22 protein-coding genes are annotated in these 21,896 nt (G+C 73.6%); 11 read left to right on the top strand and 11 right to left on the bottom strand.

Going from position 1 to position 21,896, the window contains the following annotated elements; all coding sequences use genetic code 11:
- Positions 1-38 precede the first annotated feature (38 nt).
- Together B7L92_RS40505 and B7L92_RS40500 are read right to left on the bottom strand one after the other, a co-directional pair.
- Positions 39-431, bottom strand: a complete 393-nt coding sequence (locus B7L92_RS40505) for a vitamin K epoxide reductase family protein (protein WP_159460989.1) — start codon at positions 429-431, stop codon at positions 39-41.
- Positions 432-588: 157 nt separating this feature from the next.
- A complete protein-coding gene (locus tag B7L92_RS40500) occupies positions 589-990 on the bottom strand; it encodes a hypothetical protein (RefSeq protein ID WP_159460988.1) in 402 nt (133 codons plus the stop codon).
- Between B7L92_RS40500 and B7L92_RS39095 the strand changes: the two genes are divergently transcribed.
- From B7L92_RS39095 to B7L92_RS01300, 4 genes are all read left to right on the top strand, one after another.
- The gene (locus B7L92_RS39095) at positions 932-1,324 is read left to right on the top strand and encodes a hypothetical protein (RefSeq protein ID WP_107501340.1); all 393 of its coding nucleotides are present in this window, start codon (positions 932-934) and stop codon (positions 1,322-1,324) included. The two genes, B7L92_RS40500 and B7L92_RS39095, sit on opposite strands and share 59 nt — an antisense overlap.
- Positions 1,270-2,997 (top strand): sensor histidine kinase, encoded by a 1,728-nt coding sequence (locus tag B7L92_RS01310; protein ID WP_081235657.1) that lies wholly within the window; start codon positions 1,270-1,272, stop codon positions 2,995-2,997. Before B7L92_RS39095 ends, B7L92_RS01310 begins: the two co-directional genes overlap by 55 nt.
- Before the next feature lie 333 nt (positions 2,998-3,330).
- Entirely contained in the window at positions 3,331-4,344 is a 1,014-nt protein-coding gene (locus B7L92_RS01305; RefSeq protein ID WP_081235656.1) for a zinc-dependent alcohol dehydrogenase, read from the top strand.
- Between the two features lie 337 nt (positions 4,345-4,681).
- The gene (locus B7L92_RS01300; RefSeq protein WP_081235655.1) at positions 4,682-5,584 is read left to right on the top strand and encodes a universal stress protein; all 903 of its coding nucleotides are present in this window, start codon (positions 4,682-4,684) and stop codon (positions 5,582-5,584) included.
- Positions 5,585-5,593: 9 nt separating this feature from the next.
- Here the strand turns inward: B7L92_RS01300 and B7L92_RS01295 are convergent, their stop codons facing one another.
- The 9 genes from B7L92_RS01295 to B7L92_RS01255 all read right to left on the bottom strand — a co-directional run bounded on the left by B7L92_RS01295 (position 5,594) and on the right by B7L92_RS01255 (position 13,268).
- The gene (locus tag B7L92_RS01295) at positions 5,594-6,265 is read right to left on the bottom strand and encodes a dienelactone hydrolase family protein (RefSeq protein WP_081235654.1); all 672 of its coding nucleotides are present in this window, start codon (positions 6,263-6,265) and stop codon (positions 5,594-5,596) included.
- Between the two features lie 254 nt (positions 6,266-6,519).
- Positions 6,520-6,690 (bottom strand): hypothetical protein, encoded by a 171-nt coding sequence (locus B7L92_RS40915; RefSeq protein ID WP_170102164.1) that lies wholly within the window; start codon positions 6,688-6,690, stop codon positions 6,520-6,522.
- Positions 6,691-6,740: 50 nt separating this feature from the next.
- Positions 6,741-6,947 carry a hypothetical protein gene (locus B7L92_RS01285; RefSeq protein WP_004979595.1) on the bottom strand — a complete coding sequence of 69 codons (207 nt, stop codon included), beginning with the start codon at positions 6,945-6,947 and terminating at the stop codon, positions 6,741-6,743.
- 46 nt (positions 6,948-6,993) lie between these two features.
- Positions 6,994-7,593 carry a DUF5947 family protein gene (locus B7L92_RS01280; protein ID WP_081235652.1) on the bottom strand — a complete coding sequence of 200 codons (600 nt, stop codon included), beginning with the start codon at positions 7,591-7,593 and terminating at the stop codon, positions 6,994-6,996.
- Positions 7,590-8,207 carry a NifU family protein gene (locus B7L92_RS01275; RefSeq protein ID WP_174703904.1) on the bottom strand — a complete coding sequence of 206 codons (618 nt, stop codon included), beginning with the start codon at positions 8,205-8,207 and terminating at the stop codon, positions 7,590-7,592. Before B7L92_RS01275 ends, B7L92_RS01280 begins: the two co-directional genes overlap by 4 nt.
- Positions 8,204-10,000, bottom strand: a complete 1,797-nt coding sequence (locus B7L92_RS01270) for a nickel-dependent hydrogenase large subunit (protein WP_081235651.1) — start codon at positions 9,998-10,000, stop codon at positions 8,204-8,206. Before B7L92_RS01270 ends, B7L92_RS01275 begins: the two co-directional genes overlap by 4 nt.
- A gap of 58 nt (positions 10,001-10,058) precedes the next feature.
- Positions 10,059-11,147 carry an NADH-quinone oxidoreductase subunit B family protein gene (locus B7L92_RS01265; RefSeq protein WP_081235650.1) on the bottom strand — a complete coding sequence of 363 codons (1,089 nt, stop codon included), beginning with the start codon at positions 11,145-11,147 and terminating at the stop codon, positions 10,059-10,061.
- Positions 11,144-11,689 (bottom strand): hemerythrin domain-containing protein, encoded by a 546-nt coding sequence (locus B7L92_RS01260; protein WP_081235670.1) that lies wholly within the window; start codon positions 11,687-11,689, stop codon positions 11,144-11,146. The genes B7L92_RS01265 and B7L92_RS01260 overlap by 4 nt, the downstream gene beginning before the upstream one ends.
- Positions 11,676-13,268, bottom strand: coding sequence for a hypothetical protein (locus B7L92_RS01255; RefSeq protein ID WP_081235649.1), 1,593 nt, complete (start codon positions 13,266-13,268; stop codon positions 11,676-11,678). The genes B7L92_RS01260 and B7L92_RS01255 overlap by 14 nt, the downstream gene beginning before the upstream one ends.
- A gap of 577 nt (positions 13,269-13,845) precedes the next feature.
- On the opposite strand from B7L92_RS01255, the gene B7L92_RS01250 reads away from it, so the two are divergent.
- From B7L92_RS01250 to mnhG, 7 genes are all read left to right on the top strand, one after another.
- Positions 13,846-15,366 carry a potassium/proton antiporter gene (locus B7L92_RS01250; RefSeq protein ID WP_081235648.1) on the top strand — a complete coding sequence of 507 codons (1,521 nt, stop codon included), beginning with the start codon at positions 13,846-13,848 and terminating at the stop codon, positions 15,364-15,366.
- A 260-nt stretch (positions 15,367-15,626) separates the two neighbouring features.
- Entirely contained in the window at positions 15,627-18,542 is a 2,916-nt protein-coding gene (locus B7L92_RS01245) for a Na+/H+ antiporter subunit A (protein ID WP_081235647.1), read from the top strand.
- Positions 18,539-19,006 carry a Na(+)/H(+) antiporter subunit C gene (locus B7L92_RS01240; RefSeq protein ID WP_255310706.1) on the top strand — a complete coding sequence of 156 codons (468 nt, stop codon included), beginning with the start codon at positions 18,539-18,541 and terminating at the stop codon, positions 19,004-19,006. Before B7L92_RS01245 ends, B7L92_RS01240 begins: the two co-directional genes overlap by 4 nt.
- Positions 19,003-20,562 carry a Na+/H+ antiporter subunit D gene (locus B7L92_RS01235; RefSeq protein ID WP_081235645.1) on the top strand — a complete coding sequence of 520 codons (1,560 nt, stop codon included), beginning with the start codon at positions 19,003-19,005 and terminating at the stop codon, positions 20,560-20,562. Before B7L92_RS01240 ends, B7L92_RS01235 begins: the two co-directional genes overlap by 4 nt.
- Complete coding sequence (locus tag B7L92_RS01230) at positions 20,559-21,164, top strand: Na+/H+ antiporter subunit E (protein WP_081235644.1); 606 nt, start codon at positions 20,559-20,561, stop codon at positions 21,162-21,164. Before B7L92_RS01235 ends, B7L92_RS01230 begins: the two co-directional genes overlap by 4 nt.
- Positions 21,161-21,427 carry an MrpF/PhaF family protein gene (locus B7L92_RS01225; RefSeq protein ID WP_081235643.1) on the top strand — a complete coding sequence of 89 codons (267 nt, stop codon included), beginning with the start codon at positions 21,161-21,163 and terminating at the stop codon, positions 21,425-21,427. Before B7L92_RS01230 ends, B7L92_RS01225 begins: the two co-directional genes overlap by 4 nt.
- Positions 21,424-21,837, top strand: coding sequence for a monovalent cation/H(+) antiporter subunit G (gene mnhG, locus B7L92_RS01220; protein WP_081235642.1), 414 nt, complete (start codon positions 21,424-21,426; stop codon positions 21,835-21,837). Before B7L92_RS01225 ends, mnhG begins: the two co-directional genes overlap by 4 nt.
- Positions 21,838-21,896 lie beyond the last annotated feature (59 nt).

Genomic DNA, 21,896 nt, shown 5'->3' with positions numbered 1-21,896 from the left:
CGCTCACAGCAGGCCGCTCCCGTACGTCCGGAAGCGGGTCAGGACGAGCGGGACGACGACGCCGTACCAGCCGGCCAGGGGGAGCCAGTGGTTCCCCGGCACCAGGTCCACGGCGGCGCGGGCGCCGCGCGGGACCGGCCTCCTGGACCGGGGACGCCGTGCCGGAGGTCGCGCGGGGTCACGTACCGGAACAGGGCGACGGCCACGATCCAGACGACGACGCAGGACGGGCAGAGGCGGCCGAGGTCGTACGGCGACTGCCGGATCAGCCAGTGGACGAGGCCGGCCGCCGCCGGCGCCCCGGCGTCCAGCGCGAGCCACAGCCCCCGGTGGAGCCGCGCCCCCGCCGGCACGGTCGGGCCGGGGGCGGCGACCGCGGCGAAGGCGCCCCGGCCGATCAGTGGAGCCGCCCGGCGGGACCAACGGCCCACCGGCCCGGGGCCGATCGGCCGCGGCGCCGGCCCGGCCCGGTGCCGCAGGCTGACCCCGACCGATCCGGAGGTGTCCCGTGTACGACCGTCACCGGCATCCGTGCGGCTGCTCTCCCCGCCGGCCCCCGTCAAGGGTGCTGCGCACGGTCCGGGCCGGTCACCGTCCGGCCGCCCGGCCCGTCTGCCCCGGCTCCCGGGCCGCCGGACGGACGCTGCGCACGAACCGGCGCGGAAGGGCCCGGTGAGCGGCGCACGGGCGATCCGGCGGCCGCACCAGGGCGTCGCCATGGCCTGACACAAGGGCGTCACCCGGGCCTCGCCCGCCGAACCCGGCCACGGCCGCACCCCGGCCGCCGGACTCGTCCTGTGCGCCCTGGCCGTGCTCGCCGCCGTCGGCGAGCACGCCCACCGCGCCCTCGCGGTCGCCCTCGGCACCGTCGCCGGCGTGCGCATCCCGGGCGGCCCGGCCACCCACCCCGGTCCTCCTCCAGCCGCACGCCCTGAGCGCCCTGCTGCTCTCCGCGGCCTGGCCCTTCACCCGCCCGGTCCGCATGCTCACGGCGCCGCCGGGCCACCTGACCCGCCCCCACGTCGTCCACCGCAGCCGCGACGCGCAGCCCGGCACCCGCACCCCGCGCCGGGGGGTGGGAACGCGTCCGACGACCGCGCCGTGCCCCGGCAGGCCCCGTCCCGGAAGCTCCGCAGGGAGGCCGCCGAGGGCCCCGACCGCGGCCCGGCCCGATCCTGTACCGTCCTTTTCGGCGAGCCGTCACCGGGGCACAGCGCCCGGAACGTCGGCCGGCTCTCGACACCGTGAACGGGACCTGGAGGATCACCGGTGGGAAGCTCCGAGGAGGCTCGGGAGGCCCATGTGCGGCTGCTGCCGCAGCTGAGGCTGGACGAGTTGCTGGAGGAGCTGCAGGCCCGCCTGGACGCGGCCCGCGGTACCCGGGACCGGGTGCACAGCCTGCTGGAGGCGGTGCTGTCGGTCGGCCGGGAGCTGGATCTGCAGCAGGTGCTGCGCAGCATCGTGGAGGCGGCGGCGCTGCTCGTGGACGCGGAGTACGCCGCCCTGGGGGTGATCGGGCCGGACGGCAGGCGGCTGTCGGCCTTCCTCACGGTCGGGGTCACCGACGAGCAGATCGCCGCCATCGGTCCCTATCCGGAGGGGCACGGCATCCTGGGGGAGCTGATCCGGCATCCGGAGCCGCTGCGGCTGGCGAGGCTGTCCGAGCATCCCGCCTCGTACGGTTTCCCGGCCCATCATCCGCCGATGGACTCCTTCCTGGGGGTGCCCATCCGGGTGCGCGACCAGGTCTTCGGCAACCTGTACCTGACCGAGAAGCGGGGCGGGGCGCAGTTCGACGAGGAGGACGAGTCGGTGCTGTCCACCCTGGCCGTGGCGGCCGGGGTGGCGATCGACAACGCCCGGCTGTACGAGGAGTCCCGGCTGCGCGAGCGCTGGCTGCGGGCGAGTGCCGAGGTCACCCACGGTCTGATGTCGGGCAGCGAGCGCGGCGAGGTCCTCGGGCTGATCGCGGAGCGGGCCCGGGAGATCACCGGTGCCGCCCTGGCCGTGGTCGCGGTGCCGATGGAGGACACCGGCTCGCTCACCGTCGAACTGGCCATCGGGCAGGAGGCGGAGCTGCACCTGGGGCTGGTGCTGCCGGTGGGCGGCAGCCTGATCGGTGCCGCCTTCTCGGACGCCGCCCCCGTCACCAGCCCCGACATCACCTGCGACGGACGGGTCTCGCCGGGCCCGCCGCGCTTCCAGGGCCTCGGCCCGGCGGTGGCCGTCCCCATCGGCTCGGGCGACCGGGTGCGCGGTGTCGTCCTGCTGGTCAGGGAGGCCGGCCGGCCGGGGTTCTCCGAGGAGGAGATCGAGCCGCTGCGGGGCTTCGCCGCGCAGGCGGCGGTGGTGATGGAGCTGGCGGACCGCCGCCGGGACGCGCAGCAGATCGCGGTGCTCCAGGACCGTGACCGGATCGCCCGGGACCTGCACGACCTGGCGATCCAGCGGCTGTTCGCCACCGGCATGACGCTGCAGAGCGCCGGCCGGCTCATCGAGCACCAAGGGGCCGCGGAGCGGGTGGCGCGGGCGGTGGACGACCTGGACGAGACCATCAAGATCATCAGGTCGACCATCTTCGGGCTGCGCGCGCGCGAGGAGGCGGCCGGGCCCGGGCTGCGGGCCCGGGCGATGCGGGTGGTCGGCGAGGCGACGCCGGTGCTGGGGTTCGCGCCCGGGGTGCGGATGGAGGGGCTGCTGGACACGCACGTGCCGAAGGAGACCGCCGACCACCTGGTGGCGGTGCTCTCCGAGGCGCTGACCAACATTGCCCGGCACGCCCGGGCCGGGCGTGCGGAGGTCGTGCTGGAGACCGACGGCCGGGAGGTGCGGCTGACGGTGTCCGACGACGGGGTGGGCATCCCGGCCGACGGCCGGCGCAGCGGCCTGCGCAACATGGCCGAACGCGCGGAGCAACTGGGCGGGGAACTGGAGTGGACCAGCCCCGCCGACGGCGGCACGACGCTCGTGTGGCGGGTGCCGATCACGACGGAGTAGACACCGCTCCTCCGGGGCGCCGCGCCGCCGCGGTCCGCCCGCCTCCCCGCACGGCCGGGCCACCTGGCCCCCCGCCGTCGAGACATAGGGCTGGGTGATCGGTGCCGCCCATGGAAACGACCTGACGTCCCGTCAGGCAGTGGTCCGGCCCGCGCGAGCGGAATCGTCGCTTTCGGTTCGCTCCGCGGCTGCCCGCGGACCGGCGGCGTGCGACCCCGGTGGGAACAGGTGCCGCCCGGCCCGTGAGCCGGGGACCGGTCGGCCCATCCCGTCCGGCGGGGCGCCGGGGGAGGCTGGGACAAGCCGGATCTCCGCCAGCGCGAGGAGCAGATCATGAAGGCAGCGGTCGTCACCGACTTCGGCAAGCCCCTGGAGATCCAGGACCTCCCCGTCCCCGAGCCCGGCCCCGGCCAGGTGCTCGTGCGCATGGAGGCCTCCGGCCTGTGCCACACCGACATCCACGCCGCCCACGGCGACTGGCCGGTCAAGCCGCGCCCGCCGTTCGTCCCCGGCCACGAGGGCGTCGGCCCCGTCCGGGCCGTGGGCGCCGGCGTCCCCGGGGACCTGGTGGGCGCGCGGGTCGCGATCCCGTGGCTCGGCTCGTCGTGCGGCGCCTGCCGCCACTGCGTCTCCGGCTGGGAGACCCTGTGCGAGAGCCAGGTCAACTCCGGTTACTCCGTGGACGGTTGCTTCGCCGAGTACGCCGTCGCCGACGCGAAGGCGGTCGTACGGGTCCCCGACGGCGTGTCCTCGTTCGACGCGGTGCCGCTCACCTGCGCGGGCGTCACCACGTACAAGGCGGTCAAGGTCGCTCGTGTGGTCCCGGCCGAGCGCGTCGCGGTCTTCGGCATCGGCGGTCTCGGCCACCTGGCCGTGCAGTACGCGCGGCTCGTGGGCGGGCTCGTGACCGCCGTCGACGTGGAACCCGGCAAGCTGGACATGGCACGGCGTCTCGGCGCCGACCGGCTCGTCGACGCCCGCACGGCCGACCCGGTCGAACAGATCAAGGAGGCGGGCGGGGCGGACGTGGCCGTCGTACTGGCCGCGGCACCCGTCGCGTTCGAGCAGGCCTACCGGTCGCTGAACCGCGGAGGGCGCCTCGTGATGGTCGGGCTGCCCGCCGACGGCGCGGCCGTCAACGTCCCGATCTTCGAGACCGTGCTCGGCGGGATCTCCGTCATCGGCTCCATCGTCGGCACCCGGCAGGACCTGGCCGAGGTGTTCGCGCTGCACGCCGCCGGACGCACCCGGGTGATCGCGGAGCCGCGACGGCTCGAGCAGGTCAACGACTCCATCGGCGAGGTCCTCGGCGGACGGGCCGAGGCACGGCTCGTCTTCGGGTTCTGAGACCCGGCCGGGGCCGCCCGGCACGACGGGGCGGGAAGGACCCCACCCGCTTCTCGCGGATCCGGATTGCGCGGTGCGCGGCGGTGAACCGCTTCCCCGCGTCGGTATCGAGTCCTTCCCGTCCCTCCTAGTACACCTCGGCATCCACCGGGCCGCCAGGGCCGGTCGGCCCCGGCGCCGGGGAGCGGGCCGGTCCGCTCCCCGGCCGACCGGTCGCCCCGGCCGCGAGCACACCGGCGTGGAGGGCGGACGGAGCCCGCCCGCGGCCCCTCCCCGCCCCCTGGTGACGGCACGACGCCGGCGGTGGAAGCCGACCCAGTTTCAGGAGGTACATGTCATGGCGCAGCCCGTGCTCGCCGGAGTCGACGGATCCGCCGAGAGCCTGGCCGCCGCCCAGTGGGCGGCCCGGGAGGCCGTACGCCGGGACCGGCCGCTCTGCCTGCTGCACGCCAGGAGCCCGTGTCCCCGGGGCGGAGGCGACCGGTCGGCGAGCGCCGCCCGGCGGCACCTCGCGCGCCGGCTGCTGCGCGAGGCGGAGGACCGGATCCGCGCCACCTGCCCGGACGTGCGGCTGTTCGACGAGCAGGTCGAGGGCCCCGCGACCGAGGCGCTGGTCGAGGCGGCCCGGCAGGCCGAGCTGCTCGTCCTGGGCTCACGCGGGCTGAGCGCCTTCACCGGGTTCCTCCTCGGGTCGGTCTCCCGCGGCGTCGTGGCGAGGACCACGCGTCCCGTCGTCCTCGTCCGCGCGGGCGGGGAGGCGGTGGACGGGCACCTCGCCCCGTCCGACGGGCTTCCTGCGGCGCGTACCGGCCACCGGGACGTGGTGCTCGGCCTCGACGTCACCGAGCCGTGCGACGAGGTCGTCGGCTTCGCCTTCGAGGCCGCACGGTCGCGCGGGGCGCGGCTGCGCGCCGTGCACGCCTGGCGGGCCCCCGGCACGCTGGGTCCCGGCCCCGGCGGCACCGGTCCGGCGGACGGAACGCACCGGGCCGAGGAGTGGCTGGGCTTCCTGTCGGCGGTCCTGCGCGTGTGGCGCGACAAGTACCCCGACGTCCGGGTCGTGGAGACGGTGGCGGAGGGAAGACCCGGCACCGTGCTGGTGAAGGCCGCGTCCGGGGCGGGCCTCCTCGTCGTCGGCCACCGGACGCCCGGCCGGCCGCCGGTCCGGCGCGCCGGACCGGTCACCCACGCCGTCGTCCACCGGGCCGACTGCGCCGTGGCCGTCGTGCCCCACACCTGACACGCGGCTTCAGGCGGAGGGTTCACCACCGTCCCCGGTGCCCAGGTGGTCCCGGAACCAGCCGGCGGCGGCTCCGGCGACCTCTTCCAGGGCGCCGGGCTCGGGGAAGAGGTGGGTCGCGCCCGGCACCACGTGGACGGCGTGCTCCGCACGGAGCGCTTCGGCCGCCCGGCGGTTGAGGTCGAGCACCGTCCCGTCGTCGCCGCCGACGACGAGCAGGACCGGGGCCGTGACCCGGGGGAGCGCCGCGTCGGCCAGGTCCGGCCGCCCGCCGCGCGACACGACCGCGGACACCCTCCCCGGACGCTCGGCCGCGGCCACCAGCGCCGCGGCCGCTCCCGTGCTCGCCCCGAACAGGCCCGCCGGAAGGTCCGCGGTGTCCGGTCGCCGCCCGAGCCAGTCGACGGCGTCCACCAGCCGCCGGGCCAGCAGGGGGATGTCGAAACGGTACTCGGCGGTCGCGGAGTCCCGGCGTTCCTCGTCCCCGGTCAGCAGGTCCATCAGCAACGTGCCGAACCCGGCCCGGCGCAGCACCTCGGCGACCGCGCGGTTGCGGGGACTGAGGCGCGAGCTGCCGCTGCCGTGCGCGAACACCACCACGCCGCGCGCACCCGCCGGAACCACGAGGTCACCGGTCAGGTCCGCCTTTCCCGAGGGAATGACCACGGTCTCGGAGATCATGCGCCGTCACCTCCTGGGGGCGTCCGTCGCTCCGCTCGGGTACCCGGGCCCCGCGGCCTCCCACCGGGCCGTCCGGGGACCGGCGTCGGCGAGACCGCCGGGCGGCCCGCCGCCGTACGACCGGCGGGCACCACCGGCGGACGCCGGGGTCGGGCGAGGACCGCGCACCGCGGCACCCCGCGCCGCTTCCCCCCGCTCGGCACCGAGCGGGGGAGAGGGAGAAGCGGCCCTTTCGAAGCCGGGCCGGCGAGCGGCTAGCCGGGGCGGGAAACGGACCTGTAGCCGGGGCGGGAACCGGGCCGGAGGCCGACCATCCGCCAGATCCGTACCTCGCGCACCATCCCGGGCCACTCCTTGACCAGCAGGGCCACCAGTGCCCCACCCACCAGCACCGCCTCCGCCATCAGGATTCGTCTGGCCGTCATCGTCGCCTCCTGCGTCCTCGTGTCGTTCAGGGCGTACCGCGGTCCGGGGCTCACCCGGGAGACAGGTTCGGCATGACCTTCATGAGCGTGTCGTGCCGCTTCCAGTGGATCCCGGTGGACCGCCGGGCGTCGGAGGTACCGTCCTCGTGGTGCCCGGGCTGGTGGTGGTGGGGGCCCTTGTTGCCCTGGTGGATGCCGGGGACCGTGGACGGCGTGTCCGGCTTCACGTCGGGCCGGCCGACCTTGACTCTGCTCATGCCGTGTTCCTCTTCCCGATCGCTTTCCCGATCGCTTTCCCGATCGCTACGCCGACCGCTCGGTCAGCGCGGCGAAGAACTCCTCGACGGCCGGCCAGATCCGGCCGCCGCCGGACAGGCCCCGCCACTCCCGGCGGACCAGGGCGACCAGCCGGAAGCAGTCGTCGACCGGAACGATCCAGTGGTGCCGCAGACCGCGGGCGGTGTTCACCAGCAGTGCCTCCACCTCGGGTGCCACGCCCGCGAGATCGGTACACCGCGCCACCGCCTCCCGCCAGGCGTCCGGTTCCACCTCCCAGCGGGTGGCCCCCGCCGGGCTCGGGTAGTGCGCCGTCACGGTGCCGTCCCTCCGGGGCACGAAGAACGCCAGGCCGACGGGCACACCGAGGGGCGCGGTCTCCACCGGGGGCAGCCGCACCCGCCGCCGCGGGACCAGCAGGTAGCGGGCGTCGCCCGCATCGTGCTCCGTGAAGAGCAGCGAACACGCCTGACAGGCGCACAACGTCTCCGCCCGGTCGGTGTCGTGCAGGTGCCGGTGGGTTCCGGCCAGCGGCTCGCCGCACAGGTCGCACCGCTCCTCGGACCGGCCCGTCGGCCGGTCGGCGGACGAGCGGATGATGCGGGCCAGGGCGCCGGGAGGGGTCATGGCCGCCCCAGCGGTGGTGCGGGGCGGCGCGACAGCGCGTCGAGGGGGACGAACGCGGCCTCCCGGGCCGCCGTCTCCGGCACCGGTTCGACCGCCGTCAGCTCGGGCGCCACGGCGAGCACGGCCTCCCGGACGGCCTCCTCGATCCCGGTGGACGCCGAGCCGCATCCGGACCCGCACCCAGGGCTCCGCAACCGGACGCGGGCGACCCGCCCCTCCACGCCGGTCAGTTCGGCGTCGCCGCCGCGTTCCCGCAGGGCGGGCCGGAGCCGCTCGACGGCGCGGGCCGCCCGTCGCGTGGGCGGCTCCGGGTGGATGTCGTGCAGGACCAGCAGGTGGTCGAGGAGGTCGTCCTCGACCAGGCGTCCGGCCACGCTGTCATCCACCTGGTCCAGACACCGGGCCAGCGCCTCGCCGTACACCTCGGTGAGCGCCCGGACGGCGTCGACGGCCGCCCGGGCCGTCGGACCGGGAGCGGTCTGGACCTGCTCCAGCAACTCGTCGATGCGGCTCAGCCGCGCCGTGACGTCGTCGTCGCCGAGCCGCGGTGCGGGGCGGGCGCCGTCCGCGCCGTCCGTGCCGGGCCCGTCCGCCGGGCGGCCGGGCCCAGTCATCGCGAGGCTCCGTAGGTGGGGGAGTGCAGTGTGGTGAGCGTCTTCCCCTTGCCCAGGTACATGTGCACGCCGCACGGCAGACAGGGGTCGAAGCTGCGCACGGTGCGCATGATGTCCACGCCCTTGAAGTCCTCCGGCCCGTTCTCCTCGAAGATCGGCTGGCCCTGCACCGCGTCCTCGTACGGGCCGGGGGTGCCGTAGCTGTCGCGGGGGCTGGCGTTCCACGGGGTCGGCGGGTACGGGTGGTAGTTGGCGATCTTCTTGTCCTTGATCACCAGATGGTGCGAGAGCACCCCGCGCACCGCCTCGTGGAAACCGCAGCCGATGGCCTCGTCGGGCACCTCGAAGTTCTCGAAGACCTTGGTCTGCCCGGCCCGGACCAGCCCCATCGCCTCCTCCACGAACTGCAGGGCCATCGCGGCGGCGTAGGCGACGAAGTAGGGGCGTGCGCGGTCGCGCTCGATGGTGTTGCTCCACTTCGGGATGTGCCACTCGAGCGTCGTCTCCGGCAGCTTCTCGCTCTTGGGCAGCGAGATCCGCACGCTGTGCCCGGTCGCCTTGATGTACGGCGTGTCCACGATCCCGTTCAGCGCGGTCGACCACAGCCGGGCGAGCGGGCCGCCGCCGGTGTCCAGCGCCAGGTGCTCGTTGGTCCTGTCGTCGTACCAGCGCGGACTCATCACCCAGCTGTACTTGTCGTCGAACTCCCGCTTCTGCGGAACCGGCACCGTGGTCTGGTTCCACGGGTGGCGCATGTCGACGGGGTTGCCGAGCGGGTCGTGGGTGACGAAGGGGTCCTCGTTGACCCAGTCCTCGTAGTAGGAGCTGCCGAGCAGGATGCGCATGCCGAGGTTGATGTCGACGAGGTTGTTGGTGACCAGCTCGCCGTCGACGATGATGCCGGGGGTGACGTACATCGCCCTGCCCCACTCGTTCATCGTCTCGTAGCGGTAGTCGCAGACGTCGGGGTTCTGCCAGGCACCCCAGCAGCCCAGCATGATGCGGCGGCGGCCGACCTCCTCGTAGCCGGGCAGGGCCTCGTAGAAGAAGTCGAAGACGTCGTCGTTCATCGCCACGGCCTGCTTGACGAAGTCCAGGATCCTCATCAGGCGGGAGAGGTAGTCGAGGAACGTGGTGGGTTCCGGCATGGTGCCGACGCCGCCCGGGTACAGCGTCGACGGGTGGACGTGCCGGCCCTCCATCTTGCAGAACATCTCCCGGGTGATCCGGCTGATCTTGAGGGCTTCCCGGTAGACCTCGCCCTCGAACGGGTTGAACGCCCGCATGATGTCGGCGATGGTGCGGTAGCCGTGGATGTCGCCGCGCGGGGCGTCGGTGCGCTCGGCGCGCGCCAGCACGCTCGGGTTGGTCGCCTTGACCATCGCCTCGCAGAAGTCCACGAAGACCAGGTTGTCCTGGAAGATGGTGTGGTCGAACATGTACTCGGCCGCCTCGCCGAGGTTGACGATGTGCTCGGCCAGCATCGGAGGCTTGACCCCGTAAGCCATCTGCTGGGCGTAGTCCGAGCACGTGGTGTGGTTGTCGCCGCAGATGCCGCAGATGCGCGAGGTGATGAAGCCGGCGTCACGCGGGTCCTTGCCCTTCATGAACACCGAGTAGCCGCGGAACAGCGACGACGTGCTGTGGCACTCCACCACTTCCTGGTTGGCAAAGTCGATCTTCGTGTAGATGCCGAGGTTGCCGATGATCCGGGTGATCGGGTCCCAGGACATGTCCACGATCTGCGGGGGTTTCCGCTCGGTGGAGCCGGCCCGGTCCTCGGTTGTCGTCATGTCCGTTCCTGTCCTCACTGTTCGCGGCTCGGTGTGTGCGTCGTTCGGGGCGTGGCCCTCACGGGCGCCAGTAGGGGTCGTAACCGGACGTCAGCTCCGGCTCGTTGTGGTGCCACTTGGGTTCGCGGTTGAGGGCGACGTTGGTGATGCCGCGCAACCGCCGGATGAGGGCGCCGTAGGGCCTGATGAGCGTGGCCGACATGGCTCCGCCGGACGGCTCGTCCATGAACGGCATGAAGGCGTCGGGGAAGCCGGGCATGGTGCAGCCGATGCAGACGCCGCCGACGTTGGGGCAGCCGCCGATGCCGGACATCCAGCCGTGCTTGGGCACGTTGCAGTTGACCACCGGCCCCCAGCAGCCCACCTTCACCTGGCACTTGGGGGAGTTGTAGTCCTTGGCGAAGTCGCCCTGCTCGTAGTAGGCGGCGCGGTCGCAGCCCTCGTGCACCGTCTTCCCGAACAGCCACTGCGGGCGGAGCATGTGGTCGAGCGGAGGCGGCGGGGCGGCCCCCGCCGCGTGGTACAGCACCCAGACCAGCGTCTCCATGAAGTTCTCCGGCTGGATGGGGCAGCCGGGCACGTTGACGATCGGCAGGGCGCCCTGCGACTTGAAGTCCCAGCCCAGGTAGTCGGCCAGGCCCATGGAACCGGTGGGGTTGCCCGCCATCGCGTGGATGCCGCCGAACGTGGCGCAGGTCCCGGCCGCCACCACCGCCCACGCCTGCGGGGCGAGCCGGTCGATCCACCAGTTGAGGGTCAGCGGTTCTCCGGTCTCCGGGTCGTTGCCGAAGGAGGTCCAGTAGCCGTCGCCCTCGATGATGTTCTGGTTGGGGATCGAGCCCTCGATGACCAGGATGAACGGCGACATCTCACCGCGGACCGCCGCACGGAACGGTGCGAGGAACTCCTCACCGCCCAGGCTGGGCGAGAGCACCTTGTTGTGCAGGTTCACCTTCGGCAGCCCGGGGATCAGCCCCTGGACGAGGTCCTCGACGGCCGGCTGACCGGCCGCGGTGAACGACACGGTGTCGCCGTCGCAGCTCATTCCTTCGGAGATCCACAGGATGTTGATCTCGTCGAAGCCGTCACGTGCCTCGGCCCGGCTCGGCTGGGCGCTGACGTCCTGGGTGCCGCTTTCCACGGTCATGTCCTCGGCCTTCCCTGCAGTCGGTCCCGCACGCGGTCGTACGCGGCGGCCATCGGCGCCGCGAGGGTGAGAGCGGGTGGTCTGTCCGGTGCCTTCGGGTGCGGGCGGGTCGGCGCGGTCCGCTTGGCCCGCACGAGCGCCCGCCCGAGTGCGTCGAACCGCTCCTGGCCGACCGCCGCCCGCAGCCCGGGCAGGAACTCGGTCTCCAGTGCGCGCACGTGCTCCTCCACGTCCCCGCGCAGGCGCGCCACCAGGTCGTCGGTGCGCGCGTCGCCCTCGTCGAGCCGGTCCAGCTCCACGAGGGTCCGCTTGACGGCCTTGTGCTCGTCGAGGTGCCGGTCCACCAGCCGCCTGCCGTCCGGCAGGGCCGTCCGCGCGAGCGGATGGACGATCAGCTCCTCCAGGGCCGCGTGCCGGGACAGCTCCCGGACCAGCAGTTCGACCACGGCACGCCGCTGACCGTCGGAGGCCGCCGCGTGGTAGTCGCGGAACAACTGCTCGACCATCCGGTGGTCGTGCGCCAGCACGTCAAGAGCGTCCATCGGGGCGTCCCCTCCCGTCCGGTCCGTCGCGTCCGTCCGGTTCATCGCGTCCGTCCGGTTCGTCCTGCCCGTCGGTCACGGGACCGAGCGGTTCCAGTTCCTCGGGCCGGAAGTGGTGGAAGCGGCCGTACCAGCCGTTGAGCTCCGCCGCCGGGTCGTCGTCCAGGGTCACCGCGACGTGCGCGCTGCCGTCCACGTCGTGCAGGACCGCCGCGACCCGCGCGGTCCGTCCGGACAGGAACATGTCCTGGGCGTCGGTACCGCGTTCGCGCGGACGGAGCCGGACCCGGCTGCCGCCCCGCACGGGCACGCCGTCGACCGACACCGCGTCGGTCGCGGGCGCCAGTCCCTCGTCGGCGCCCTCCTGCCACCACACCGGCCGGCGGGCGGGGGAGTCACCGGCCGGGGGGTCGGCGGGGCTCAACGAGCGGATGGCGCCGTGCAGCCGGGCGAACACCTCGGGCGGCATGGTGTCGACCCGGTCGAGGATCCGGGCGGCACGCCGGTCGGTGGCGCGGGCCTCGCGCTTCTCCTCGTCGGTGAGCAGCAGGGTGCGCAGCGTCAGGATCTCGTCGATCTCCGCCGCGTCGTGCAGGTCGCCCGGGCTCTCCGGCGCCACCTGCGGGTGGTCGGGGAGGATGATCGGCGAGGAGAGCAGCAGGTGCGCCCCGGGCGGACGCGCGCTCCCCGTGCCCGGCGCCTCCCCGTCGCCGGTGGCCGGGGGCGGATCACCGCCGAGGACGGGCCAGGTGAAGGCGTTGCGGCAGGCCCGGGCGTGCTCGCGCAGCTCCGCGGGCGGGTCGAGCAGTGACACGAACTCCGCGCCCTCGACGCCGACGAGCGTGTGCGTGGCGATGAGCGCGGAGCGCAGCGCCTCGTCGCGGGTGGCGTCCGGGTCCGGTGCGGGTCCGGTGTTCTCGGTGCGGACGCGCAGCCGGAAGGCGTCGTCCGTGAGCCGTTCGGCCCCGACAGCGGTGCGGGCGTGCATCTCGAAGCACCGCCGCACGACACGCCCGGCGCCCCCGGGGAGCACCTCGGTGTGCTCACCGGCGGGCCCGTGCACCGGAAAGGTGAACTCCCGCCGCAGCAGGTCGTCCAGGGGGACGGTGAACTCCTCCTCGCGCGGCACCGCCTCGTCGAACGTCAGGTGCGGTGTGCCGTCGTCCAGGCGCAGCGCCGCCACCGGCCGGTGGCGTCCGTCCGGGCCGGTCTCCTCCACCTGTTTGTGCTGCAGTTGGAGGTGGCGGACCCTGACCCGGACGACCGCGCCGGGCCGCCGGACCCGCAGCAGGCACTCGGTCTGCTGGTACCAGGAGTCCGCCGAGCCGGAGACACCGGGCTCGACGGGGCCGTGCCGCTGCGCCCAGTCGCGGGGGAAGAGGACACCGAACTGCCAGCGCACCCGGTTCTTCGGCGAGGAGCGGCGGTACGGGTAGAGCAGGTAGCCCTCGTACAGGACGGCGTCGGCCACCGCGCTCAGCTGCTCGAAGGGGCGGCCGGAGCGGTCCTGCCGCCCGGTCCCGGCATCGCGGTGCCCGTCGGCGCACGCCACGGCACCCTCCGCCACGGTCCTCGCCATCCGGCCTCCTCACGTCCGTCCGTGCGTCACGACTGGCACCACATTCGCGCCACCGCGGCGTTTCCGCCCCTCGGACGCGGCCGTTTTGGGCCGTCCGGGTGTTCGACGGGAGTGCACCCGGGTGTCCGGCGGGAGCGCACCCGGGTGTCCGGCGGGCCCGTCGCATCTGCGTTCGGCGCGCCCGCAATTGGGTGCTGCCCCCGATGCCTCCGGGACGGGGAGCAGGAGAGGGTTGGGAGGACGAACCAACCAATGCGAACGCGAGTTCGGTTGCCATGAAGGGTCGGTGCCGTTTGGTCAGAGAACGCGACTCACGCCCATGGCCGTCCCCGCGGTCCGCGGGGGAGGAGCCGGGTCCGCACGCCACGAGCGGCCCGGTACCGCTGGATTCCCCGCGCGGCACGACGGTCCCCGCTCGTACGAGGCGCAGGAGGAGGACCGCTCGCCCCGCCCGCGCGAGCGCCGGCGCATGGGACTCCGGCCGCTGTTCCTGGCCGGGTTCGCCGGGCAGGCGGCCGGCCCTCGAGGACCCCGGAGGTCCCGGTCCCGGTGACGCGCGCGGCACCGGGGCCCGCCGATGACGCTGCCGGAGCTGTACATGGCGCTGCTCGTGGGGGGAGCGGTGCTGCTGGCCAGCATCGCCGCCGCCCGCGCGGCACACCGCATCGGACTGCCCAGCCTGCTGCTGTTCCTGGCCGTGGGCGTGATCGTCGGCGAGGACGTCATCGGCGTACGGTTCGACGACGCGGAACAGGCACAGGCCCTGGCCAACGCCGCACTGGCGATCATCCTCGTGGAGGGCGGACTGACGACCCGGTGGTCGAGCGTCCGGCCGGTCGTGGCACCCGCCGGGGTGCTGGCCACGCTGGGGGTGGGGATCTCCGTCGCGGTCACCGCGGCCGGGGTGCACTGGCTGCTGGGCCTGGAATGGCACCTGGCGCTGCTGCTCGGGGCGATCGTCTCCTCCACCGACGCGGCCGCGACCTTCGCGGTGCTGCGCTCCCTCCCCCTGCCGCGGAAGCTCACGGGCCTGGTCGAGGCCGAGTCGGGCTTCAACGACGCCCCGACGATCATCCTGGTCACGGTGTTCACCACGGCCACGGCCGATCTGCCGCATCCGGGGCACATCGTCGCCAGCGTCGTCTACCAGCTCGTCGTCGGCGGTCTGATGGGCCTGGCCGTCGGCCGGATCGGAGTGGCCGCGCTGCGGCGGATCGCGCTGCCCGCCACCGGCCTGTACCCATTGGCCACCGTGGGATTCGGCATCATCGCCTTCGCCGCCGCGGGAGTCGTCGACGCCAGCGGCATCATCGCCGCTTACCTCGCCGGGGTGGTCCTGGGCAACGCCAAGCTCCCCCACCGGGCCGCCACCCGGTCCTTCGCCGAAGGCGCCGGCTGGCTCGCGCAGATCGGACTGTTCGTCACGCTGGGGCTGCTCGTCGATCCCAGTGAACTGCCCTCGGCCGCGCTGCCCGCCGCGGTGGCCGGCCTGATCCTGCTGCTGGCGGCACGGCCGGTGTCCGTCTTCCTGTGCCTGCTGCCGTTCCGCATGTCCTGGCGCGAGCAGGTGTTCATCTCCTGGGCGGGGCTGCGCGGAGCCGTTCCCATCGTCCTGGCCACCTACCCCGTGGTCGCCGGCATCGACGGGGCCGGCAACCTGCTCGGCATCGTCTTCGTCCTGGTGGTGCTGTTCACCCTCATCCAGGGCCCCGCCCTGCCGTGGGTGGCCCGGTGGGTCGGGCTGTCCGGGGCCGGCGTGGTGCGCGACGCGCAGGTGGAGACCGCGCCGCTGGACGTGCTCGATGCGGAGCTGCTCACCGTCTCGGTGCCACCCGGTTCCCGTCTGCACGGCGTGAGCGTCCTCGAGCTGCGGCTGCCGTCCCCGACGGTGGTCACGCTCGTCGTCCGTGACGGCACCACGCTGGTGCCCGACGGCGACACCGTCCTGCGCACCGGCGACGAACTCCTGCTGATCACCTCCCGGGACATGCGGGAGGCCGCCGAACGCCGGCTGCGCGCGGTCGGCAGGCGCGGCAGGCTCGCCCGCTGGCTGGGCGAGCACGGCGATGCCGAGGCCGCCGAGACCGTCGGCAGGTGACACGCCCACCCGGGGCCGTCCGCACCCGGGTGGGCGTCCGCGCGGTCTCCGTCTTCTCCCCGCTTCTCCCCGGACGAGTCCGCGGCTCCCGCGGCGCACCGGTGCGGTACACCCGTCTGCCACATCTTTGCGGTTGATTGTTGCTGCTCGGGGCACACGCGGAAGTCGAACCGGGGTACACCGCCAGAACCGAGCGGGACGGATCCGCCCGCACGGGGGGACCGCGTGAACCGGCAGTCGACGGAGGAGTTGGTGCGGCGGTGCTGTTCCTGCTGGCCGCCCATGCGGGGGTCGCGCTGGCGATCCCCTGGTGGCAGCGACGGCTCGGCCGCGCCGTGTGGCCGGTGGCGGCCCTGGTCCCGCTGGCGGTCGTGGTCTGGGCGGGCACGCGGGCGCCGCGGGTGCTGGCCGGCGGCGAGTACGTGGAGAGCCTGTCCTGGGCGCCCTCGCTCGGGCTGACCGTCGAACTGCGCCTGGACGCCCTGGCCCTGCTGATGCTCTGGATCGTCGCCGGTGTCGGCGCCCTGGTGCTGCTGTACTGCCGGTACTACGTGGAGCACGACGCCGGCCGGCTGGCCGCCACACTGCTGGCCTTCGCGGGCGCGATGACCGGACTGGTCCTGGCCGACAACCTGTTCGTCCTCTACGTCTTCTGGGAACTGACCACGGTCGCCTCGTTCCTGCTCATCGCCGAACGCGGCGAGGCCGCGGAGCAGCGGCGCGCCGCCCGGCAGGCGCTGCTGGTCACCACGGGCGGCGGCCTGGTCATGCTGCTCGGCTTCATCATGCTCGGCCAGGCGGCCGGGACCTACAGCGTCTCGGGCATCCTCGCCGACCCCCCGCGCGGCACGACGGTCTCCGTCGCGGTGGTGCTCGTCCTGATCGGGGCGTTCGCCAAGTCGGCGCAGATGCCGCTGCACGGCTGGCTGCCCGCCGCGATGGTGGCCCCCACCCCGGTGAGCGCCTACCTGCACGCGGCCGCGATGGTCAAGGCGGGCGTCTACCTCGTCGCACGGCTGGCGCCCGCCCTGGCGGACGTGCCCCCGTGGCGGCCCATGGTGCTCGTCGTCGGGCTGGTCACCATGGTGCTCGCCGCCTGGCGGGCGCTGCGCGTGACCGACCTGAAGATGCTGCTGGCCTACGGCACGGTCAGCGAACTGGGCATGCTCACCGCCCTGCTGGGGGCGGGGACCCGGACCGCGGCGCTGGCCGGGACGGTCATGCTGCTCGCCCACGCGGCGTTCAAGTCCGCGCTGTTCCTGTCGGTCGGCATCATCGATCACGCCACGGGGACCCGCGACATCCGCGAACTGTCGGGTCTCGGCCGCCGCATGCCCGTGGTGTGCGTGGTCGCGACCGTGGCCGTGGCCTCGATGGCCGGCCTGCCGCCGCTGCTCGGGTACCTGGGCAAGGAGGCCGCGGTGGAGGCGTTCCTGTACGGCACGGAACTCGGCGGCCACCTCTGGCTGACGGCGGCGCTCCTGCTCGGCTCCCTCCTGACCGTGGCCTACGGGGCCCGCTTCCTGCAGGGTGCCTTCGGCGGACCTCCCGGCGACGTGGCGGCCCGCGCCCACCGGCCCGCCCCGGGGTTCGTCGCGCCCGTGGCCGTCCTGTCGACCGCGACCCTGGTCCTCGGCGTGTGGTACGCGGGCACCGCGGCCCTCACCACGCCCTACGCCGACGCCTATCCGCCGGGCCCGCACGGCTCGTACGAGCTGTCCCTCTGGCACGGCTTCACCGCCGTGTTCGGCCTGTCGATGCTGTCCATCCTCCTCGGTGTCCTGCTGCACCTGGTGTGGCGCGACCGGTGGCGCCCGCCCCGGCTGCCGGACGTGCAGCGCGGGTTCGACCGTGCGATGGCGGCCGTGGACCGGCTGGCCGTGGTCCTGACCGGTCGCACCCAGGTCGGTTCGCTGCCGGTCTACATGACGGTGCTGCTGGTCACCGTGGTGGCGGTGCCGGGTGCGGTGCTGGTGGCCTCGACGCCCTCGCTGGGCTCGCCGCAGTGGTGGTGGTCGCCGAGCGAACCGTTCCTCGCGGTGATGGTGCTGGCGGCAGCGGCGGCGGTGGTCGTCACCCGGCACCGGCTGACCGGCATCCTGCTGTCCGGAGCCGCCGGTTACGGGGTGGCGGTGATCTTCCTGATCCGGGGAGCACCGGACCTGGCGCTCACCCAGTTCCTCGTGGAGACCATGACGCTGGTCGTGGTGGTGCTGGTGCTGCGCCGGATGCCGGCCCGGTTCGAACCCGGCCGGGCGCGGACCGGCACCCGCGTCGTACGGGTCGTGGCCTCGGGGGCGGTCGGGGTCTTCGTCGCCTGCCTGGCCCTGATGACCTCCTCCGCGCGGGAGACCCCGGCGATCTCCACCGAGTACGTGAGCCGGACGCCGGAGACCGGCGCCCAGAACATCGTCAACGCGATCATCGTCGACTTCCGCGCGATGGACACCCTGGGCGAGATCGCGGTGATCCTGGTCGCGGCGGTGGGCGTCGCCAGCCTGGTCAGGGTGGGCGGCCCCGGCGCGGTGCGGGAGACCGGCGACCGCGTCGGCCGACCGTTCCCGACGGCGCACTGGGACGAGCCCGTGGAGACCTGGCTGCCGGGCGCCCGCGAGCGGTCCGGCGGCGAGCGGTCGGTCCTGCTGGAGGTGGCCACCCGGCTGCTGTTCCCCTCGATCCTGCTGCTCTCGCTGTACCTGCTGTTCTCCGGGCACTACAGCCCCGGCGGAGGATTCTCCGGCGGCCTGGTGGCGGGTCAGGCGTTCGTACTGCGGTACCTCGTGGGGGGACGTGCCGACCTGGGGGCCGCCGTGAGGGTGCGCGGGAGCGTGATCGCCGGTTCGGGACTGATGCTGGCGGCCTTCGTCGGCCTGCTTCCGCTCGCCTTCGGCGGTGTGCCGCTGGAGAGCGTGGTGGTGACCCTCCACCCGCCGGTGCTGGGCACGGTGAAGTTCGCGACCAGCACGTTCTTCGACATCGGCGTGTACCTGCTGGTCGTCGGCGTCGTGCTCAGGCTGCTGTCGGCGGTGGGCGTCTCCCTCGACGCCCCCAGGGCCGCGGCGAGGGACGAGGACGACGAGGACGCGGACGACGAAGACGACGAAGACGACGACGACAACGGCGGGGGCGACGAGGCCGGGCACGGGGCCCGGGGGGAGGAGGGAGGCCGGTGGTGAGCACGATCGACGTGACGCTGGCCCTCGTGGTCGGCGGCCTCTTCGCCGTCGGTTTCTACCTCATGCTCCAGCGCTCGCTGATGCGCATCGTCCTCGGCTTCCTCATCCTCGGCCACGGCACGAACCTGCTGCTCCTGGTCGGCGGAGGCACACCGGGCCTGCCCCCGGTGCTGGACGGCGCGTCCGCGGACCCCGACCGGATCGCCGACCCGTTGCCCCAGGCCATGGCGCTGACGTCCATCGTGATCACCTTCGGCCTCACCGCCTTCCTCATGGCGCTGGCCTACCGGTCCTGGTACCTGACCGGCAACGACGGGGTCCCCGACGACCCGGAGGACCGGCGCATCGGCACCATCCGGGAACGCGCCGACAAGGATCAGGACACCTACCCCGACCCCGAACCCGATTCCGGTCCCGACGCGGGCCCGGCCGACGACGGCACACAGCAGGGAGGTGACCGATGACGGAGGCGCTGCTGGCCCTGCCCGTCATGCTGCCGGCCATCGGAGCCGGTCTGACCCTGCTCCGCCTGTCCCAGCGCGCGGTGCGCCTGCTCAGTGTCGTCGTCCTGACCCTGGTCCCGGCCGACGCGCTGGCGCTGCTCGTGCTCGCCGACACCCGCGGCCCGCAGGCCCTGCACGTCGGCGGCTGGGACGCGCCGCTGGGCATCACCCTCGTCGCCGACCGGCTGTCGGCGCTGCTGCTCACCGTGTCGACGCTGATCACGCTGGCCGTGCTGCTCTTCGCCATGGGGCAGGGCACCGCGGAGGAGGGCCGCCGCGTGGCCGTGGTCTTCCACCCCGCCTACCTGGTCCTCGTCACGGGCGTGAGCCTGGCCTTCCTCACGGGTGACCTGTTCAACCTCTTCGTCGCCTTCGAGGTGATGCTCGCCGCCTCCTACGTGCTGATCACCATCGACGCCGACGAGAACCGCACCCGCGCGGGCATGACGTACACGATCGTCAGCCTGACCTCGTCCATCCTGTTCATCACCCTGATCGCCCTGGTGTACGCGGCCGCAGGCACCGTCACCCTGGCGCAGCTCGGGCCGCGGCTGGCGGAACTGCCGCACGGGCTGCGCGAGACGCTCTCCCTGCTGCTGCTGGTCGTCCTGGGCATCAAGACGGCGATCATCCCGCTCCACCTCTGGCTGCCCGACAGCTATCCCACGGCTCCCGCGCCGATCACCGCGGTGTTCGCCGCGCTGCTGACCAAGGTCGGCGTCTACGCCGTGCTGCGCACCGAGACCCTGCTGTTCCCGCGCGGCAGCGGGTGGATCCTCCTGGCCTGCGCGGCGATCGTCACCATGGTCGTGGGCATCCTCGGCGCCATCGCCCAGGACGACATCAACCGGTTGCTGTCCTTCACCCTGGTCAGCCACATCGGCTTCATGCTGTTCGGCATCGCCCTGTTCGACGTCCGGGGACTGACCGGCACCATCCTCTACATCGTCCATCACATCGTCGTCCAGGCCGGGCTGTTCCTCGCCGCCGGCCTCGCCGTGATCCGGGCGGGAACGGCGTCGCTGCCCCGCATGGCGAAGTGGCCGCCGCCGGGCGTGCTGGTCGCCGTGCTGTTCGCCCTGCCCGCCCTGAGTCTGTCGGGGGTCCCGCCGTTCTCCGGCTTCGTCGCCAAGCTGGCCCTGCTCGAGGCCGGGGTCGCCCAGGGCGGTGCGGCCGCCTACTGCCTCGCGGCGGCCGCCCTGCTCACCAGCCTGCTCACGCTCTACGCCATGACGCGGGTGTGGACCACGGCCTTCGCGGGGCGACCGATGGGCACGGTGCGCGGCGCGCCCGGAAGACTCGCGTCCTCGGTCACCGAGGCGCCCGAGCCGCAGCCCGGCGGAGTGCGCGGTGCCCGGCTGATGCTCACCGCGACGGCCGGCATGGTCCTGACCGGAGTGGCGGTCGCCGTCTTCGCCGGCCCGCTGGCGCACATCGCCGAGCGGGCCGCCGAGGACCTCCTGCATCCCGAGGCGTACCGGTCCGTCGTCCTGGTGGGGGAGGGGGAGCACCGGTGAGCCCGCGGAAGAGGTCCCGCAGGATCCTGCACCACCTGCCGCTGGTCGTGTGGCTGTGGCTGCTGTGGGTGGTGCTGTGGGGTTCCCTCAGCGCGGTGGTGCTCGTCGGAGGGCTGCTCGCCGCCCTTCTGATCGTCGCGCTCTTCCCGCTGCCGTCCGTCCTGCCGGGAGCGGTGCCCCGGCCGCTGTGGATCGGGGCGCTGCTGTTCCATCTGCTGGTCGACCTCATCAGGTCGGGGACCACCGTCGCCTGGGCGGCCGTCCGGCACGGCGGGAGGACCCGCTCCGCGATCATGGAGGTTCCCCTGCACATCGACGACGACGTGCTGATCACGGTCGTCGCCGAGATCACCACGATCGCCCCGGGCACGGTGGTCATCGAGATCGACCGCCGTCGCAGGCGTCTGTACGTCCACACGCTCCCGGTCCGCGACCAGGAGACCGTCGACCTCCGGAAGAAGGAGACACAGGACCTGGAGCGCAGGGTCGCCCGATCCGTCGGGTACCGCCACGCCCCGCCCGGGCGCGGGTCACCGATCGATCCGTCGGACGTCCCCCCGCGGGACGGCACACCACCGGACCACCGAGGGGAACGAGGATGACCCACCTGTACAGCGTCACGCTGGGCGTACTGGTCGTGGCCGGACTGCTCACCCTGGTGCGCCTCGTGCACGGGCCGCGCGCCCTGGACCGCATCATGGCGCTCGACGTCATCGTCACCATGGTCATCGCCGGGACGGCCGTGGGCATGACGCTGCGCGACGACAGCACCGCCCTCCCCGTGCTCGTGGTCCTCGCCCTGCTGGCCTTCATCGGGTCGGTGACCGCGGCTCACCTCGTCGAGAAACGGAAGGGCATGCGATGACCCTCCTGCGCGACGTCGTCACCGCCGTCCTGTTCCTCACCGGCGCGTGCTTCTGCCTGCTCGGCGCGGTGGGGCTGCTCCGCTTCCGGGACACCGTGAGCCGTCTCCACGCGGCGTCCAAGGCGCAGACCCTGGGCCTGCTGCTCATCCTGGTCGGAGCCGCCGTGAACCGGCCCCTCAGGGACGCCCCGGTGCTGCTGCTCGTCGCCCTCTTCCAGCTGTTCAACGCGCCCATCACCAGTCAGATCGTCGGCCGCACCGCCTACCGCACCCACGCGGTCGACCGCCGCCGGCTGTTCTCCGACGAACTCGCGGACCGTCTCGCCCGGGACGGCACCCCCCTGCGCGAGCAGGGCGGCCTCACCCCGGACAAGGAGGAGGGGAAGAACCCGGACGACGAGGACCGCTGACGTTTGTGCCGGGGGCCGCACGGAACCCGTCACGCTCCCGACGGCGTGCCGCGCGGCCG

The sequence above is a fragment of the Streptomyces viridosporus genome (assembly GCF_002078235.1).
Taxonomy (GTDB): Bacteria; Actinomycetota; Actinomycetes; order Streptomycetales; family Streptomycetaceae; genus Streptomyces; species Streptomyces viridosporus.
The sequence above is the reverse complement of the archived record's forward strand: the minus strand, read 5'-3'. Positions and strand labels throughout refer to the sequence as shown.